A 16289-nucleotide genomic window follows, 5' to 3' on the forward strand; every position below is an offset into this window, starting at 1 on the left:
CCGAGGCGCCGACGGCCCGCGCGACTCAGCTGTCGATGCCGACGATCACCGGGTGGTGGAAGGTGTCACCGAAGACGCGCTCGGAGGCGCCCTCGCGGTCGAGGTAGGGCGACGCGCCACCGTCGATGAACGGCCATCCCGCGCCGAGGATCAGGCAGAGGTCGATGTCCTCGACTTCCGGCACCACACCCTCGTCGAGCATGATGGCGATCTCCTGTGCGAGACCGTCCTGCACCCGTCGGAGGATCTCCGCCTCCGACGTCGCGCTCTCACCGACCGCGCCACGCAGGACCTTCTCAGCGGCTTTGGTCCATCCGGTCACTCGTCCGGACTTGTCCTTCTCGACCACCTGGTCAAGCTCGGCGAGCCGGTGGAAATTCTCCGACGCGTAGAAGCGGTCGGGGAAGGCAGCAGCCATCGTGTCCTGCACGTGGGCGGCGACCTTCCACCCGACCAAGTCGATCAGCTGGAACGGCGACATCGGCAGGCCGAGCGGCTGGAAGGCCTTCTCGACCGTCACGATCGGCGTGCCCTCGTAGACCGCACGTGCGGCCTCGCCCATCACCTTCGCCAGCAGGCGGTTCACCACGAACCCGGGGGCGTCGGCGGTCAGAACCGCGTTCTTGCCGAGCCCCTTGGCGACCACGAACGCGGTGGACAGCGCCTCATCGGCGGTGTGTGACGTTTTGACGATCTCGATCAGCGGCATCACCGCGACCGGGTTGAAGAAGTGGAAGCCGACAAGACGTTCGGGATGAGCAAGGGTCGACCCGATCTCCTCGACCGACAACGACGAGGTGTTGGTGGCCAGAACAGTGTCGTCGGCGACGATCTTCTCGATCTCCCCGAACACCTGCTGCTTGACGCCCACCTCCTCGAAGACCGCTTCGATGACGAAGTCGCAGTCCGCGTACTCGCTCTTGTCGACCGTGCCCCGTACGAGCGCGCGGAGCTTGTTGGCGCCGTCCGCATCGAGGCGACCCTTGGCCTCGAGCTTGCCGATCTCGTCGTGGATGTACGCCACGCCCTTGTCGACGCGAGCCTGGTCGAGGTCGGTGATGAGCACGGGGACCTGGAGCTTGCGGACGAACAGCAGGGCGAACTGACTCGCCATCAGCCCGGCGCCGATGATGCCGACCTTGGTCACCTTCTTCGAGAGCGACTTGTCGGGGGCGCCGACCGGACGCTTGGCGCGCTTCTGCACGAGGTCGAAGGCGTACATCGATGCGGCGAACTGATCGCCCGTGACGAGCTCGGCCAGCGCCTCGTCCTCCCGGGCGAAACCGTCCTCGCGCGTGCCGCTTCGGGCGCGGTCGAGCAGGTCGAGCGCCACGTACGGAGATGCGGGGACGGTCCCGATCTTGGACTCGAGCATGCCGCGCGCCATCTTGATGGCGATCGGCCACTTCGTCATCCGCTCGATGCGGCCGGGCTCGTTGCGGCGCTCGACCTTGATGCTGCCGCCCAGAACGTCGTCGGCCCAGCGCAGGGAGTCCTCCAGGTAATTCGACGCCGGGAAGATCGCGTCGACGATCCCGTAGTCGAAAGCCTGCGCGGGCTTCAGCATCCGGTTCTGCTTCAAGGGGTTGCTGATGACGACCTCGAGGGCGTTCTCGATGCCGATGAGGTTCGGCAGAAGGTAGGCACCTCCCCATCCGGGAATGATCCCGAGGAAGACCTCGGGAAGCGCGATGGCGGCCGCCGAGGCGTCGACGGTGCGGTAGGTCGAGTTGAGGGCGATCTCCAGGCCACCGCCGAGCGCGAGTCCGTTGACGAAGGTGAAGGAGGGCACGCCGAGTCCGGACAGCTTGCCGAGCACATGGTGCCCCAGCTGTGCGACCTTCTTGGCGTTCTCCTTCGAGCCGACCAGCGTGATGTCGGACAGGTCCGCGCCCGCGGCGAGGATGTACTGCTTGCCGGTGACGGCGACCGCGTCGATCTCACCCGCGGAGGCGCGGATCTTCAGTTCGTCCAGCCGCTCGCCCAGCTCCGTGAGCGTCTTCGGCCCCAGGGTGTTCGGACGCGTGTGATCCCGGCCGTTGTCGAGGGTGATCAGGGCGATCGTCCGGCCCGATGGGAGGCGTACGTCACGCACCCGCGAGTGCGTGACGACCTCGTCGTCGGAGAGGGAGAGCAGGGGAGTGAAGTCGATCTCGTCGTAGTTGGTCATCTCGGCGCTCACTTCTTCCGCTTCTTGCCGTCGTAGTGGGGGTTCTCCCAGATGACGGAACCTCCCTGACCGAGGCCGACGCACATCGCCGTCAGGCCGTACCGGACGTCGGGCCGCTCGGCGAACTGCGCAGCCAGCTGGATCATCAGCCGGACGCCGGACGCCGCCAGCGGGTGGCCGAGCGCGATGGCCCCGCCCCATTGGTTGACGCGCGGATCGTCGTCGGCGATCCCGAAGTGGTCCAGAAGCGAGATCACCTGGATGGCGAAAGCCTCATTGAGTTCGAACAACCCGATGTCATCGATGGTCAGGCCGGCCTTGGTCAGCGCCTTCTCGGTGGCGGGGATGGGGCCGATGCCCATGATCTCGGGTTGGACCCCGGCGAACGCGAAGGACACCATGCGCATCTTGGGGCGCAGGCCGAGCTCCTTCACGGCGCTGCCCCCGGCGAGCAGCGACATGGTCGCTCCGTCGGTCAACGGCGACGAGGTGCCCGCGGTGACGCGGCCGTGCGGTCGGAAGGGGGTCTTGAGGGCCGCGAGGTCCGCCATGGTCGTGTGGGGGCGACGGCCTTCGTCCTCGGTCGCAAGACCCCACGCGCCCTCCGCGTCCTTGATCGCCACGGGGACGAGATCCGCCTGGAGCTTGCCGGCGTCGTAAGCAGCCTGCGCTTTGTGCTGACTGAGCATGCCGAAGCGGTCGGAGCGCTCCTTGGTCAGGTGCGGGAAGCGGTCGAAGATGCGCTCGGCGGTGACACCCATGTTGAGAGCGCCCGGATCGACCATCTTCTCGGCGACGAAGCGCGGGTTGGGATCGGCGTTGGCGCCGATCGGGTGGTGACCCATGTGTTCGACTCCGCCGGCCAGCGCGAGCTCGTACATGCCGACCCCGATCGAGGCCGCCATGGTCGTGACGCTGGTCATGGCGCCCGCGCACATGCGGTCGATCGCGAAACCCGGGACGGACTGCGGCAGACCCGCAAGAATCGCGACGCTGCGCCCCAGGGTCAGACCTTGGTCCCCGGTCTGGGACGTCGCGGCGATGGCCACGTCGTCGATGCGCTCCTTGGGGACGCCTCCGTTCCGCTCCATCAGTCCGATCGTCGCCTTCACGGCGAGATCATCGGATCGGGTGTTCCAGTACATGCCTTTCTCGCCGGCGCGCCCGAAGGGGGTGCGCATTCCATCGACGAAGTAGACGTCCGAAAGCTCGGCCACTCTGCCTCCAAAGTTCAGGGATGACCTCAGCCTAAGAGCGGCTCCCGACGCATCGGAATCGGTTGGTCCGATTCTACGAAGCCGGGTCGGCGGCCTTCTCTGCGTGTTGCACGGATCCGACAAACGCATCCGCGATCACCTGTGCAGTTCGCCCAACCTGCCACTCGCGAGCACCCCACGCACGCAAGGCGTCGGCGACGGAGTCGGGATCGACCGGCTCCGGGGGAGTCCACGCGACACGGCGCAACGTGTCGGGGGTGAGCAGGTTCTCCGTCGGCATGTGCAGGTTGGTGGCCAGCTCCTCGACGGCCGGTCGCGCCGCTTTCAGACGCAGGTCGGCATCGGGATTGCGCTGCGCCCAGGCCCGCGGTGGCGGGAGGGTGTCGCCGCCGGTCGCGCGCTCGCGGGGCGGGGTGGGATCGGCGCGCCCCCGTTCGATGGCTTGCCACCAGCGGTCGAGCTCGCTTCGACTGGCGCGTCCGGTGAACTCCTTCAGCGCGGCGAGATCGTGCTTGGAGCGGGGATCGGCCACCACCGCCGCGACGAGGGCGCGATCCGGTACCAGGCGGCCCGGGGCGATGTCCTCCGCTTCGGCGAACTCCTCTCGCGCCGTCCACAACGCGCGAGCCACAGCGAGGGCTTTCCGCCCGCGGACCGCGTGCAGTCCGCTCAGTCGCCGCCACGGCTCGTCGCGTGGGGGCTTGGCCGGCCGGTCGCGGACATCGGCGAACTCTTCCGCGGCGATCTCCGTCTTGTCCTGCTCGCGCAGTTCGCGGGCGAGTACGTCGCGCACATCCACGAGGTGAAGGACATCGAGTGCGGCGTACTCGAGCCAGGACTGCGGCAAGGGGCGCTGCGACCAGTCCGATGCCGAGTGCGCCTTGGCCAGGGCGATCCCGAGCGTGTTCTCCACCACTGCGCCCAGACCGACCCGCTCATGGCCGAGCAGGCGCGCGGCCAGCTCGGTGTCGAACAGGCGCGGCGGCTCGAGGCCCAGCTCGCGGAGGGACGGAAGATCCTGGCTGGCGGCGTGGAGGACCCATTCCGCGTCGCCGATGGCCTCCTGCAGCGGGGCGAAGTCGTCGAGGGCCGGGGGATCGAAGAGGAAGACGCCGGCGTCGCGACGGAAGACCTGGATCAGATACGCGCGCTGAGAATATCGGAACCCGGAGGCCCGCTCGACATCGACGGCGACCGGACCCGCCGCGGCGGCGAGCGTCGTACAGGCAGCGAGGAAGGCATCGCGTTCGGCGATGACGGTGTATTCAGACACGAGGATTCCTTCGAGAGCCGAGGACGGCGATCCCCTCGGAGCCGGGCGGTAACCCGGCCAACATGCAGGTCAGTTCGGCCCAGGCCTCCACGTGAGGCGTGACCGGCCCTTGGGGCGACCACGACGCGCGCAGTTCGATCTGCGCGCCGTCCCCCTCGGCGGCGAGCGTGCCGAAGCCCTTCGACAGCGTCTTCGTCGCGGTCCCCGACGCGGAGTGATGTGCGGCACCGCGGGCGGCGAGCGCCTCCAGCAGCCAGGACCACGCCACTTCGGCCAACAACGGATCGGTGCCGATCTCGGTTTCCAGCGGCGCTTGTGCGAAGCAGACGATGCGCCACGGTCCGTTCCAGACCGCGGGCTCGTCGGGGTCATGGAGCAGGATCAGGCGCCCGGTGCCGTATGCGGACACGGCGGCCTCCGTTTCGGGGCGCACCTCGCCGGCCAGCGCCAGGGCGTCCGGCGCGAGCCCTCCCGGGGCGTCGATCTCATGCACCGTGAGGTCGTCGCGAAAACGCATCGCCCGCACCTGCTCCGCGGCAGCGGCGAAGGCCGTCGGCGCGCGAGGAGGAGTGGAAGCCACGCAGACAGACTAGAGTGAGGCCTCGATGCACGCCTCCAGGCGCGCCGCGCAGAACGGCGCCACTCCCGCCCTCGTCACCGTCATCCGGTTCGCGATCACCGCCCTCGGTGCCGCGCTCGCGCTGGTGATGACCTCCCTGTCGCTCGTTTCGCTCCGGGTGGCCCGACAGGTCATCACGCCTGCGCGACGTCTGCCCGACACGCGATTGCTCGACCTCGACACGCAAGCGCAGACGGTGACCCTCGCGCGCACCGCGGACACCGCACTCCCGGGTCGATACGGGCTGTTCACATCCGGCACCGAGAGCTATGTCAAGGTCGGGACCGTGCTGGCCTCGGACGACGAGACGGTCACGCGCAAGCTCCTCACCCACGTGGGTCCGGACGCCGAGCTCGCCCCGGACGCGGCTTTCAGCGGCTGGTACTTCAGCCGACCTGACGAACTGCATCTTCCGTGGACACCCGAACTGATCGGTTCCGCCGTCGGCCCCTGTCCGGCGTGGCAGTTCGCGGCGGGCGACGGGGCGACGTGGGTCATCCAGGTCCATGGGCGGGGCACCACCCGCGCCGAGGCCCTCCGTGCCGTGCCGGTCTTCCACGCGCTCGGGATCACGTCTCTGGTCGTCTCCTACCGCAACGACGGCGAGGCACCCCGAAGCAGGACGGGCACGTACGCGCTCGGCGCGACCGAATGGCGCGACGTCGACGCCGCGATCGGTTTCGCCCGCCGCCGGGGAGCCGAGCGGGTCATCGTGATGGGCTGGTCGATGGGAGGGGCCATCGCCCTGCAGCTCGCCTTGAACTCGGCCCATCGCGACCTCATCGCCGGACTCATCCTCGAGTCGCCCGTGATCGACTGGCGGGTCGTCCTGGACTACCAGGCGAGCCTGATGCATCTTCCCGGGCCGGTGACCCGGTTGGCGATCGACACGCTCGGCTCCGATTGGGGCACCGCCTTCACTCGCGCGGGCACGCCGATTCCGTTCGACCGCCTCGACGTGGTCTCGCGGGCCGGCGAGCTTCGCCACCCGATCCTCATCCTGCACAGCGACGACGACGGTTTCGTCCCCTCGGATGCGTCGCACGGCTTGGTCATGGCTCGTCCCGACCTGGTCGAGCTGGAGGTCTTCGATGTCGCGCGGCACACCAAGCTGTGGAACTACGACCAGGACCGCTGGACGTCGGCGATCACCGCGTGGCTGACACGGCTGCGCCTCGCACCTTCAGCCGCAGATAGCTGAAGCCGCGGTCGTCCACCAGCATGCCCGCGACCTCTGTCGCGTGCGGATGCGTCGGGGAGACGAAGGCGGTGCCCGCGGGGGAGAGGGTGGGCGCGACCGTCACACACACCTCGTCCAGCGCCCCCGATTCCAGGAACCGGGTGGCGAGGGTGGGTCCGCCTTCGCAGACGACGCGCCGCAGTCGGAGTGCCGCCAGCGCGGCGACGATGTCGGCGGGGCGAGCCGGGCCCGTGCCCGGTACGACGATGTGTTCCACCGGCGCAGAGCCCAGCCGCGCACGTACGCGGGCGGCATCCCCGGCGGACGAGAGGACCAGCGCGGGCGGCCGCCCTTCGCGCGTCAACCGGACCCCGGCCAGATCCCCGCTGGAGGTGACGATCGCCAGGCGTGCGCGCGCGGGCAACACGTAGCGCTCGGCGCGTGCGGTGCCGGCGCCCACGACCACGACGTCGGCCGCGGCGCGGATCGCCCGCAGGACGAGGCGGTCAGTGGGCGAGGTGACCGTATCGCTGGTGCCGTCCTCGCCCGCGATCGATCCGGTGACGGTGGTCACCATGTTGAGGCGGACGTGGGCGTCGCCGCGGGGGCGATAGCGGCGCCCGAGCCACGATGCCGCGTCGGGGTCGGTCGCGTCGATCCGCGCGAGGGACGGCGGAAGCACCTCGGTGACGAGCGCCGCGCCGGACTCACGGGGCACGGCGGCCCCTTCTGTCCCGGACCTGTCGCTTGACCCGACCCAGCATCCCGGCCATTCCCGCGATGCGCAGCGGCGAGACGGCGCGTGTGAGTCCGATCGACCGGGGGAAGTCGTCTGGGACGCCGAGGACGGCGTCGGCGTGCAGTCCGGTCAGGCCCTCGACCAGGATGGCGGCGAATCCGCGCGTGGTCGGCGACTCCGGCGGGGCGGTCGCATGCATCGTGACGACGTCATCCGCGTCGACCTCGACGACGATGAACACGGGCGACTGGCACTCGGCGACGCGCTCCTGGAGCTCCGGGTGCTCCGCCACGCGTGCCGGCATCTCCGGCAAGCCGTGGGAGAACTCCAGCAGCAGCTGCAGGCGATCGGGCTCGGGAAGGCCGAGGAAGTCCTGGCGGATGTCTGCGAGCGGCGGGGGCAGAGCGTCGTCGGTCATCGCCGCACCGGGACCTCACCGGGCGCGGAGCCGACCGCGATGGGCACCCGTACCAAGCTGCCCCACTCGGTCCACGAGCCGTCGTAGTTGCGCACGTCGGAGAAGCCGAGGAGGTGGGCCAGGACGAACCAGGTGTGACTGGAGCGTTCCCCGATCCGGCAGTACGCGATGATCGGATCGTCCGCGGACAGACCCAGCTCCGTGCGGTAGATCTGCTCGAGCTCGGCCCGTGTGCGGAAGGTCCCGTCCGCGGCGGCGGCACGGGACCACGGCACGTTGTGCGCCGTCGGGATGTGCCCCGCGCGAAGGGCCCCCTCTTCCGGGTAGGCGGGGGCCGAGGTGCGGCTGCCGTCGTACTCCTCGGGGGAGCGGACGTCGATGAGGGGGGCACCGAGGTGGGCGAGGACGTCGTCCCGGTAGGCGCGCAGTGAGGACTCGCGGCGCTCGAGCACGGGATAGTCGCCGACCGGGCGTGCGGAAGGTTCCGTGGTGAGTTCCCGCCCCTCGGCGATCCACAGGTCCCGTCCGCCGTCGAGGAGGCGCACGTCCGCGTGGCCGAACAGCGAGAAGACCCACAGTGCGTACGCGGCCCACCAATTGCTCTTGTCGCCGTAGATGACGACGGTGTCGTCGCGGGAGATCCCCTTTCGGCGCATGAGGGCGGCGAACCCGTGTCCGTCGACGTAGTCCCGCACCACCGGGTCGTTCAACTCGGTGTGCCAGTCGATCTTCACGGCGCCCGGGATGTGGCCGGTCTCGTAGAGCAGGACGTCCTCGTCGGACTCGACGACCACGAGTCCCGGTTCATCGAGGTGTTCGGCGAGCCACCCGGTGCTCACGAGCCGCTCGGGGGCGGCGTAGGCGGCGAACTTCTCGGACGGGTCTGATGGGGCGGGCACGGGGATCTCCTCGGTCGGGGGCGCGACGCGGAGCGCGTAGTGTGGATCCGCATCCCCCCGAGCCTATTTCGCGCGGCGGGGGAGCGCACCCAGACCGCCCCGTGATGAAGGACGACATGACCGCGACCCGCTCCGGACTCGTCCACCTCGTCGACCGCCGCCCCCAGCTCAGCGGTGAGGAGATGGTCGCCGCTCTGGTGCCGCCGCCGCAGTTCCGCACGGCGAGCTTCGACTCCTACCGCGCCGACGACGACTACCCCTCGCAGCGTGAGGCGAAGGAGAGGCTGATCGCCTTCGCCGGGGGCTCTGCGGCACCGCCGCGCACGGGGCTGTTCCGCCGCGCGAAGAAGTCCCCGCAGATGAAGCCGGGTGTGTACCTGGACGGCGGCTTCGGCGTCGGCAAGACGCATCTGCTGGCGGCTATCCACCACGCCATGCCTGCGCGCCGGAAGTACTTCGGATCGTTCATCGAATACACGGCCCTCGTCGGTGCGCTCGGGTACAAGAACACGGTGGATCTCTTCCGCGGGGCCGACCTCTTGTGCATCGACGAATTCGAGCTCGATGATCCCGGCGACACCATGGTGATGACCCGACTTCTCGGCGAGCTGGTGGCTTCGGGGACGCGACTGGCCGCGACGTCCAACACCCCGCCGAACGCGCTCGGCGAGGGCCGCTTCGCCGCGCAGGATTTCCTCCGCGAGATTCATGCGATGGCGGAGAGCTTCGACACGCTCCGGATCGATGGAACCGATTATCGCCAGCGCGCCGTGGACGGACACGCTGCGGTCCTCAGCGCGGAGGAGTACGCGGAGAACATGGCCGCCGCGTCCGCGGCCGGCGCGGTCTCAGACGACGATTTCCACGAGTTGGTGGCCCACCTCGCCCAGGTGCACCCGTCGCGCTACATCCGGCTGATCGAGGGGCTGTCGGTGGTGGGATTGCGCGACGTGGGCGCCTTCGACGACCAGTCGGCCGCGCTGCGCTTCGTCGCATTCGTGGACCGCGTGTACGACGCTCAGATCCCGATCCGTGCCACGGGCGTCGCGCTCGACGCCGTGTTCCCGGACGAGATGCTCGCGGGTGGGTACCGCAAGAAGTACCTGCGCGCGATATCCCGCCTCGTCGCCTCCACGTTGGCCTGAGCCAGCGCCAGAGGTCGGAGTCTTCTCACGGCTTGTTCCCGTCGTCGTGAAACCTGATGTTTACCTGCGCGCGGTTGACGTAACACACGCGAAACACCGGACGCACGCCGCCCGAAACTCCCACTCGCGAGACTGGGGCTCGTCCCACCGATCGCTGCCACCCGAACTGCGGCGTCTGTGGGCACTCGAGTAACAGACACATGGATGAGGAACTTCATGGACAGCGGAAATCTCGCCTGGCTGATCACAGCTTCGGCACTCGTGCTCTTTATGACGCCTGGCGTTGCGTTCTTCTACGGAGGCCTCGTCAAGGCGAAGAGCGTCGTCAGCATGATGATGATGAGCTTCGGTGCGATGGCTCTGGTCGGCGTTCTGTGGATCCTGTACGGGTTCAACATGAGCGGCGTCGACAGCACCTGGGCCTTCGCAGGAAACCCCTTCTCGGACTTCGGTCTGGCGTCGGCGTCGAGCGATGACCTGGTCGGTGCGCTGTTCGGCGCGACCTTCGGCATCATCACCGTCGCGCTGATCTCCGGAGCGATCGCGGACCGTGCCAAGTTCGGCGCGTGGATGCTCTTCGCCGGGATCTGGGCCACGGTCGTCTACTTCCCCGTCGCCGCGTGGGTCTGGGGCGGCGGCTGGGTCTACAACCTCGGCACCAGCTTCGGCTTCTCGACGGAGGTCATCGACTACGCCGGTGGTACCGCGGTCCACATCAACGCCGGTGCCGCAGCGTTGGCCCTCGCCCTCGTGCTCGGAAAGCGCATCGGCTTCCAGAAGGGCATCAACAAGCCCCACAGCGTGCCGCTCGTGGTGCTGGGTGCGTCGATCCTCTGGTTCGGCTGGTTCGGCTTCAACGCCGGCGCTGAGGGTCTGGGCGCGCTGGGCACCGAGGACACCGTCGTCGGCCTCATCGTCATCAACACGCTGGGCGCGACTGCTGCGGCCATCATCGGATGGCTCATCGTCGAGAAGCTCAAGGACGGCAAGGCCACCTCGGTGGGCGCTGCCTCCGGCGCCGTTTCGGGTCTGGTCGCCATCACGCCCGCCTGCGCCAACCTGACCCCGGGTTGGGCCCTGCTCCTCGGTGTCGTCACCGGTGCGGTGTGCGCCCTGGCGATCGAGCTGAAGTGGAAGCTCGGCTACGACGACTCGCTCGACGTGGTCGGCGTCCACCTGGTCGGTGGCCTCATCGGTACCGTCTACCTCGGCTTCTTCGCCACGGAGACCGGTCTCTTCCTCGGTGGCGGCTTCGAGCAGCTGATCCTCCAGGTCGTGGCGGCCGTCGGCGTGCTGATCTACTCCTTCGTGATCGCCTTCATCCTGGGCTTCGCGATCGACAAGACGATCGGCTTCCGCATCAAGAACGAGGACGAGCTCGCCGGCGTCGACAGCACGGTGCACGGCGAAGAGGGCTACGCGATGGTGTGACACCCTCGCAGCTCGCTCTGCTTGGAAAGGGGCGTCGTGGTTCAGGCCACGGCGCCCCTTCGCGTGTGCCGCGGATCTCACGGGCTAGGCTGGCGGAGTGAACGGCCGCGATCTGCTCTCCTCTGTCGCCGGCCTCGTCGGCCGTCTCGTCCGCCCTCGCTCTGGCGTCGTCTCGCGCACACCGGAACCCGGGCGCACCGGCGGCACGGCCACCGTCGAGATCCGCCCTCCCCGGGCGGCCGACCTGCGCATCACCTATGCGCCGGACCGAGACGGCGAGCCGGACGCGGGGGAGATCGTCTGGACATGGGTCCCCTACGAGGAGAAGGACGGCCGCGGGAAGGATCGCCCTGTCCTGGTGATCGGCCGACGCGACGCGGATCATGTCTACGCGGTGAAACTCACCAGCCGTCCCCGCGACGGCGACCGCGACCACCTCGCCCTGGGAAGCGGTCCGTGGGACGCCAAAGGACGGCCCTCCTGGGTCGATGTCGACCAGGTGTACGTGGTTCATCGGACCGGCATGCGCCGCGAAGCCGCCGTTCTCGAGCTCGATCGCTTCGTGCGGGTCGCAGACGTCCTCCACCGTCGGTACGGCTGGCCGGTCGGCCGATGACCGAGCGAGCCGCGACGGTCGCGATTGCGCGCGTGATCGGCGATTCCCGAGCCCGCGCCGGCCTCGGCCGCTAGAATGGTTCTGCTGGCACACGCCGTGATCCTGGGGTGAGGGGTGTGTCAGAAGATCGTGCAGGGTCGCACGGTCTCCGTCCCACGCTCGCCGTGGAGGCCGGAAGGAGGAAGCATATGCACACCGACTATGCAGTGATCGTCCGCACGGCTCTGCGACCGCTTCGGATCGCCGGTCCGAAGGCGCGGATGGTCGCGGTGGTCGACGCTCTCGTGCCCGAGCTGGTCGCCCACGCGGGCGTGTGCGAAGGCACCGCGCGACGCATCGCAGAGTATGTCGCGCTCGAGGCGCAACTCGCGGGCCCGTTCTCCACGGTCACCGACTATGCCGACCATGTCGCAGAAGACGTGCGGGAAGTGCTGGCAGCAGGTCTCGTGCCGGCGTGAAATCCGGTATGGCCCCGCCCTGAGGTCGAGGCCATACCGGATGCGTGGTGGGCGATGCGGGACTTGAACCCACGACCTCTTCCGTGTGAAGGAAGCGCGCTACCAGCTGCGCCAATCGCCCTCGGCTCCGGAGAGCCGCCGACCCTGCGGGCCGGATATCGATGCTACCTGATCGCGTGGCATGGTTCGAACCACCGCCCGAGACACGCGCGGGGGGAGAGTGGTTTTGCGCGTGCCAGGGAATGGGTTAGAGTCTTTCAAGTGCCCGGGAGAAGCCGGGAACGAAATGCGGATGTAGCGCAGTTGGTAGCGCATCACCTTGCCAAGGTGAGGGTCGCGAGTTCGAGTCTCGTCATCCGCTCGAGTGCGGGGATCGTTTTTTCAGCGATCACGACACGTGGGTCGAACCACACGCGGTGGCGTGGCCGAGCGGCTAGGCACCGGCCTGCAAAGCCGTTTACACGGGTTCGAATCCCGTCGCCACCTCGCATGACAACTGAACAGCCTTCACAGGCGCGATTGGCGCAGCGGTAGCGCGCTTCCCTGACACGGAAGAGGTCACTGGTTCGATCCCAGTATCGCGCACCACCTGAAACCCCCGGAGTTCCGGGGGTTTCCGCGTATCTGGACGGATCGATCCGGTGCGGGCGGTAGCCTTGATCCGAGCCACCCTCTGGAGAGTTTCCCTGTGACTGACGTTGCCCCTCCGTCGGACGTGTCCTACCCCGCCGACGGCTTCGCGCTGTTCCCCGACCGTTCCATCGTCGCCATGCGCGTCAACGGCGAGCTGGTAGACCTCGCCACCGCCGTCGAGGATTCCGACGTCGTCGAACCCGTCGAGATATCCAGCCCCGACGGGTTGGACATCCTGCGCCATTCGACCGCACATGTGCTGGCTCAGGCCGTGCAGCGGATCCGCCCCCAGGCCGATCTCGGGATCGGCCCGCCCATCACCGACGGCTTCTACTACGACTTCGGCGTGGCGGAGGCCTTCACCCCGGACGATCTGAAGGCCATCACGAAAGAGATGCAGCGCATCGTCCGCGAAGGTCAGCGCTTCACGCGGCGCGTGGTCAGTGACGCCGAAGCCCGCGTGGAACTGGTCGATGAGCCGTTCAAACTCGAGTTGATCGATCTGAAGGGCGCCGCGGCCGGCGGAGGCGAAGCCGCCGAGGGCGCAGGCGTCGAGGTGGGCGCGGGCGAGCTGACCATCTACGACAACGTCGACCGCGACGGCGAGACCGTCTGGAAAGACCTCTGCCGCGGGCCTCACATGCCCAACACCCGCATGATCGGCAACGGATGGGCCCTGCAGCGGGTCGCCGGAGCATACTGGCGCGGCAGCGAGAAGAATCCGCAGCTGCAGCGCATCTACGGAACGGCCTGGCCGACGAAAGACGAGCTGCGCGCCTACCAGGCTCGGCTGGAGGAAGCGGCCAAGCGTGACCACCGCAAGCTGGGCAGAGAGCTGGACCTGTTCTCCTTCCCGGAAGAGATCGGGCCGGGCCTGTCGGTGTTCCACCCCAAGGGTGGGATCATCCGATACGAGATCGAGCGGTACATGCGTGAGCGACTTCTCGCCAACGGGTACGAGGTCGTCAACACGCCCCACATCACCAAGGGCGACCTGTTCATGACCAGCGGTCATCTGCAGTGGTACGCGGAGGGCATGTACCCGCCCATGCAGCTCGACGAGGTCGTGGACGACGAGGGCAACGTCACCCGCCAGGGGCAGGACTACTACCTGAAGCCCATGAACTGCCCGTTCCACAACCTGATCTTTCGCTCGCGCGGGCGCAGCTACCGCGAGCTTCCGCTGCGACTGAGCGAATTCGGGAGCGTCTACCGCTACGAGAAGAGCGGCACGCTGGCCGGACTCACGCGCGTGCGCGGCATGACCCAGGACGACACCCACATCTACGTCACCGAGGATCAGGTCGAGGACGAGCTCGTCCACAGTCTGCGATTCGTCCTGGAGACGCTGCGCGACTACGGGCTGAACGACTTCTATCTCGAACTCTCCACGAAGGAGCCGGGGAACCCGAAGTTCATCGGCGACGACACCCTGTGGGAGTCTGCGACCGAGACCCTGCGCCGCGTGGCGGAAGGCTCGGGGCTCGAGCTCGTGCCCGATCCGGGCGGCGCCGCGTTCTACGGCCCGAAGATCTCGGTCCAGGCGCGTGACGCGATCGGTCGCACGTGGCAGATGTCCACGATCCAGCTCGACTTCAACCAGCCTGAGCGTTTCGAGCTCGAATACACCGGACCCGACGGCGAGAAGCACCGCCCGATCATGATCCACCGTGCGCTGTTCGGCTCGATCGAGCGGTTCTTCGCGATCCTCCTCGAGCATTACGCCGGCGCTTTCCCGGTGTGGCTCGCGCCGGTGCAGGTCGTCGGCATCCCGGTGGCAGAGGAGTATGCGGACCACCTCCAAAGCGTCGTCGACCGGCTGCGGGCGGCCGGGGTGCGCGCCGAGCTGGACCGGTCCGACGACCGCATGCAGAAGAAGATCCGCACGCACACCGCGCAGAAAGTCCCCCTCCAGCTGATCGCCGGCGAACAGGACCGCGAAGCGGGGGCGGTGTCTTTCCGGTTCCGCGATGGCAGCCAGGACAACGCGGTCCCCGTCGATGCGGCGGTCGAGCGCATCCTGGCCGCGATCCGTGGGAAGGTGCTGGTGGACACCGCCGAGGACCTCGCGTGAGCGGAACCGAGGCAACCGGCGACACCTCGTTCGCCGGCGTTCCGGATGCCTTCCAGCGCTTGTGGACCCCTCACCGGATGGCCTACATCCAGGCCGGACCCCAGGTCCTTCGGGACGATTGCCCGTTCTGCGCGGCGCCCACGAAGTCCGACGTCGACGGCCTGATCGTCGCGCGAGGACGCACCGCCTACGCCCTGCTGAACCTCTTCCCGTACAACTCGGGCCACCTGCTGGTGTGCCCGTATCGTCACGTCGCCACGTACGACCAGGCCACGGCCGAGGAGGTCGCCGAGATCGGCGAGCTCACGCAGATCGGCATGCGCGTCCTCCGGGAGGTCAGCCGATGCGACGGCTTCAACCTGGGGATGAACCAAGGCGCGGTCGCAGGCGCAGGCGTCGACGAACACCTCCACCAGCACATCGTGCCGCGCTGGCGGGCCGACTCCAATTTCTTCCCGATCATCGGACGCACCAAGGCGTTGCCGCAGTTGCTCGGCGATGTGCGCGAGGCGCTCAGCGCCGCGTGGCCCTGAGCGGCCGTCCGACGCGGGGCCCCGAATCGCGTCAGCGGAGGCGCTGAACGTCGAACTGCATCTGGGGGGAGGCGTAGTGCTCTTGCGCTTCGACCAGTTGCAGCTCGCGTCCCCCGGACTCGTGGGTCATCGACAGCAGCGCGAACACGCTCGAGGTCGTCCGTGCGAGCGCGTCGGCGGCATCACCCGTTCGACGCAGGTGGGCCGTGAACAAAGCAGCGGTCACATCGCCGGACCCGTTCGCCTTCATCGGGATGCGCGGTGTCTGCACGATCCACGCGCCGTCGTCGGTGACGGCCAGCATCTCGATCGTCCCCTCCGGCCGGTCGGGCCGCTCGACACTGGTCACGAGCACCGTGTGCGGGCCCATCGCGCGCGCCGCGTCGGCCGCGTCCAGGGTCGAGGCCACGTCGTCGGGCTCGGTCGCGGTGAGGTATCCGAGCTCGAACTGGTTGGGGGTGATGATGTCGGCGGCCGGAACGACGCGCTCGCGCAGCAGCGTCGGGATGGCCGGGGCGACGAAGCATCCGCTCTTGGCATTGCCCATCACGGGGTCGCACGCATAGACCGCAGCCGGATTGGCCGCCTTCACGCGCGCGACGGTGTCGAGGATGACCTCGGCGATCCCCTCACCCCCCTGGTAGCCGGACAGGACGACATCGATGTCGGGGAACGCGCCGCGCTCCTCGATCCCGCGCAGCACGTCTCGGACGTCGTCCGGGCTGATGAGGGGACCACGCCACGCGCCGTAGCCGGTGTGGTTGGAGAAGTTCACCGTGTAGACCGGCAGCACTTCCACGCCGATGCGCTGGAGCGGGAAGACGGCGGCGGAGTTGCCGACGTGGCCGTACGCGACCGCGGACTGGATGGAGAGGATCTTCACC

Annotated in this window: 15 protein-coding genes and 4 tRNA genes; 10 read left to right on the top strand and 9 right to left on the bottom strand. The window is 68.4% G+C overall.

Annotation, left to right across the window (positions count from 1 at the left end):
• Positions 1 to 25: 25 nt before the first annotated feature.
• From RZO50_RS12715 to RZO50_RS12730, 4 genes are all read right to left on the bottom strand, one after another.
• Positions 26 to 2170: a 3-hydroxyacyl-CoA dehydrogenase NAD-binding domain-containing protein gene (locus RZO50_RS12715; protein WP_322600441.1), complete on the bottom strand. Its 2145-nt coding sequence runs from the start codon at positions 2168 to 2170 to the stop codon at positions 26 to 28.
• Between the two features lie 8 nt (positions 2171 to 2178).
• A complete protein-coding gene (locus RZO50_RS12720) occupies positions 2179 to 3387 on the bottom strand; it encodes a thiolase family protein (RefSeq protein WP_322600107.1) in 1209 nt (402 codons plus the stop codon).
• Between the two features lie 73 nt (positions 3388 to 3460).
• Positions 3461 to 4660 (bottom strand): HRDC domain-containing protein, encoded by a 1200-nt coding sequence (locus tag RZO50_RS12725; RefSeq protein WP_322600108.1) that lies wholly within the window; start codon positions 4658 to 4660, stop codon positions 3461 to 3463.
• Positions 4653 to 5177 carry a DUF3000 domain-containing protein gene (locus tag RZO50_RS12730; protein WP_416211611.1) on the bottom strand — a complete coding sequence of 175 codons (525 nt, stop codon included), beginning with the start codon at positions 5175 to 5177 and terminating at the stop codon, positions 4653 to 4655. Before RZO50_RS12730 ends, RZO50_RS12725 begins: the two co-directional genes overlap by 8 nt.
• 88 nt (positions 5178 to 5265) lie before the next feature.
• Between RZO50_RS12730 and RZO50_RS12735 the strand changes: the two genes are divergently transcribed.
• On the top strand, positions 5266 to 6480 hold the full coding sequence (locus RZO50_RS12735; protein WP_322600110.1) for an alpha/beta hydrolase family protein: 1215 nt from the start codon (positions 5266 to 5268) through the stop codon (positions 6478 to 6480).
• On the opposite strand, the gene RZO50_RS12740 is transcribed toward RZO50_RS12735, so the two are convergent.
• Genes RZO50_RS12740 through RZO50_RS12750 form a run of 3 tightly spaced genes read right to left on the bottom strand, consistent with a single transcriptional unit; the run spans position 6428 to position 8515 of the window.
• Positions 6428 to 7177 carry a dihydrofolate reductase family protein gene (locus tag RZO50_RS12740; protein ID WP_322600111.1) on the bottom strand — a complete coding sequence of 250 codons (750 nt, stop codon included), beginning with the start codon at positions 7175 to 7177 and terminating at the stop codon, positions 6428 to 6430. The two genes, RZO50_RS12735 and RZO50_RS12740, sit on opposite strands and share 53 nt — an antisense overlap.
• The gene (locus RZO50_RS12745; RefSeq protein WP_322600112.1) at positions 7167 to 7616 is read right to left on the bottom strand and encodes a SufE family protein; all 450 of its coding nucleotides are present in this window, start codon (positions 7614 to 7616) and stop codon (positions 7167 to 7169) included. The genes RZO50_RS12740 and RZO50_RS12745 overlap by 11 nt, the downstream gene beginning before the upstream one ends.
• Positions 7613 to 8515 (bottom strand): sulfurtransferase, encoded by a 903-nt coding sequence (locus RZO50_RS12750; RefSeq protein WP_322600113.1) that lies wholly within the window; start codon positions 8513 to 8515, stop codon positions 7613 to 7615. The genes RZO50_RS12745 and RZO50_RS12750 overlap by 4 nt, the downstream gene beginning before the upstream one ends.
• A gap of 116 nt (positions 8516 to 8631) precedes the next feature.
• On the opposite strand from RZO50_RS12750, the gene zapE reads away from it, so the two are divergent.
• The 4 genes from zapE (at position 8632) to RZO50_RS12770 (ending at position 12165) form a co-directional block, all read left to right on the top strand.
• Positions 8632 to 9660 carry a cell division protein ZapE gene (gene zapE, locus RZO50_RS12755; protein WP_322600114.1) on the top strand — a complete coding sequence of 343 codons (1029 nt, stop codon included), beginning with the start codon at positions 8632 to 8634 and terminating at the stop codon, positions 9658 to 9660.
• Positions 9661 to 9876: 216 nt separating this feature from the next.
• A complete protein-coding gene (locus RZO50_RS12760) occupies positions 9877 to 11091 on the top strand; it encodes an ammonium transporter (RefSeq protein WP_322600115.1) in 1215 nt (404 codons plus the stop codon).
• 97 nt (positions 11092 to 11188) lie between these two features.
• Positions 11189 to 11707, top strand: a complete 519-nt coding sequence (locus RZO50_RS12765; RefSeq protein ID WP_322600116.1) for a type II toxin-antitoxin system PemK/MazF family toxin — start codon at positions 11189 to 11191, stop codon at positions 11705 to 11707.
• A gap of 188 nt (positions 11708 to 11895) precedes the next feature.
• The gene (locus RZO50_RS12770; RefSeq protein WP_322600117.1) at positions 11896 to 12165 is read left to right on the top strand and encodes a hypothetical protein; all 270 of its coding nucleotides are present in this window, start codon (positions 11896 to 11898) and stop codon (positions 12163 to 12165) included.
• Between the two features lie 45 nt (positions 12166 to 12210).
• Here the strand turns inward: RZO50_RS12770 and RZO50_RS12775 are convergent.
• Positions 12211 to 12286: transfer RNA gene (locus RZO50_RS12775), tRNA-Val, on the bottom strand.
• Positions 12287 to 12453: 167 nt separating this feature from the next.
• Here RZO50_RS12775 and RZO50_RS12780 point away from each other — a divergent pair.
• The 5 genes from RZO50_RS12780 to RZO50_RS12800 all read left to right on the top strand — a co-directional run bounded on the left by RZO50_RS12780 (position 12454) and on the right by RZO50_RS12800 (position 15405).
• Positions 12454 to 12526, top strand: a tRNA-Gly gene (locus RZO50_RS12780).
• Positions 12527 to 12580: 54 nt separating this feature from the next.
• Positions 12581 to 12651, top strand: a tRNA-Cys gene (locus RZO50_RS12785).
• Between the two features lie 27 nt (positions 12652 to 12678).
• A tRNA-Val gene (locus RZO50_RS12790) sits at positions 12679 to 12753 on the top strand.
• Between the two features lie 181 nt (positions 12754 to 12934).
• Positions 12935 to 14872: a threonine--tRNA ligase gene (gene thrS, locus RZO50_RS12795; protein WP_416211612.1), complete on the top strand. Its 1938-nt coding sequence runs from the start codon at positions 12935 to 12937 to the stop codon at positions 14870 to 14872.
• Positions 14869 to 15405, top strand: a complete 537-nt coding sequence (locus tag RZO50_RS12800) for an HIT family protein (RefSeq protein ID WP_322600119.1) — start codon at positions 14869 to 14871, stop codon at positions 15403 to 15405. The genes thrS and RZO50_RS12800 overlap by 4 nt, the downstream gene beginning before the upstream one ends.
• Before the next feature lie 31 nt (positions 15406 to 15436).
• Here the strand turns inward: RZO50_RS12800 and pdxY are convergent, their stop codons facing one another.
• Positions 15437 to 16288, bottom strand: a complete 852-nt coding sequence (gene pdxY, locus RZO50_RS12805; protein ID WP_322600120.1) for a pyridoxal kinase PdxY — start codon at positions 16286 to 16288, stop codon at positions 15437 to 15439.
• Between the last annotated feature and the right edge of the window lies 1 nt (position 16289).

It is taken from the genome of Microbacterium xanthum, assembly GCF_034531355.1.
Classification (GTDB): Bacteria; Actinomycetota; Actinomycetes; order Actinomycetales; family Microbacteriaceae; genus Microbacterium; species Microbacterium xanthum.

Coding starts and splice junctions, on each gene's coding strand:
- RZO50_RS12735 (WP_322600110.1), top strand. CDS start 5,266: ATGCACGCCTCCAGGCGCGCCGCGCAGAACGGCGCCACTCCCGCCCTC.
- zapE (WP_322600114.1), top strand. CDS start 8,632: ATGACCGCGACCCGCTCCGGACTCGTCCACCTCGTCGACCGCCGCCCC.
- RZO50_RS12760 (WP_322600115.1), top strand. CDS start 9,877: ATGGACAGCGGAAATCTCGCCTGGCTGATCACAGCTTCGGCACTCGTG.
- RZO50_RS12745 (WP_322600112.1), bottom strand. CDS start 7,616: ATGACCGACGACGCTCTGCCCCCGCCGCTCGCAGACATCCGCCAGGAC.
- RZO50_RS12715 (WP_322600441.1), bottom strand. CDS start 2,170: ATGACCAACTACGACGAGATCGACTTCACTCCCCTGCTCTCCCTCTCC.
- RZO50_RS12770 (WP_322600117.1), top strand. CDS start 11,896: ATGCACACCGACTATGCAGTGATCGTCCGCACGGCTCTGCGACCGCTT.
- thrS (WP_416211612.1), top strand. CDS start 12,935: ATGCGCGTCAACGGCGAGCTGGTAGACCTCGCCACCGCCGTCGAGGAT.
- RZO50_RS12730 (WP_416211611.1), bottom strand. CDS start 5,177: ATGCGTTTTCGCGACGACCTCACGGTGCATGAGATCGACGCCCCGGGA.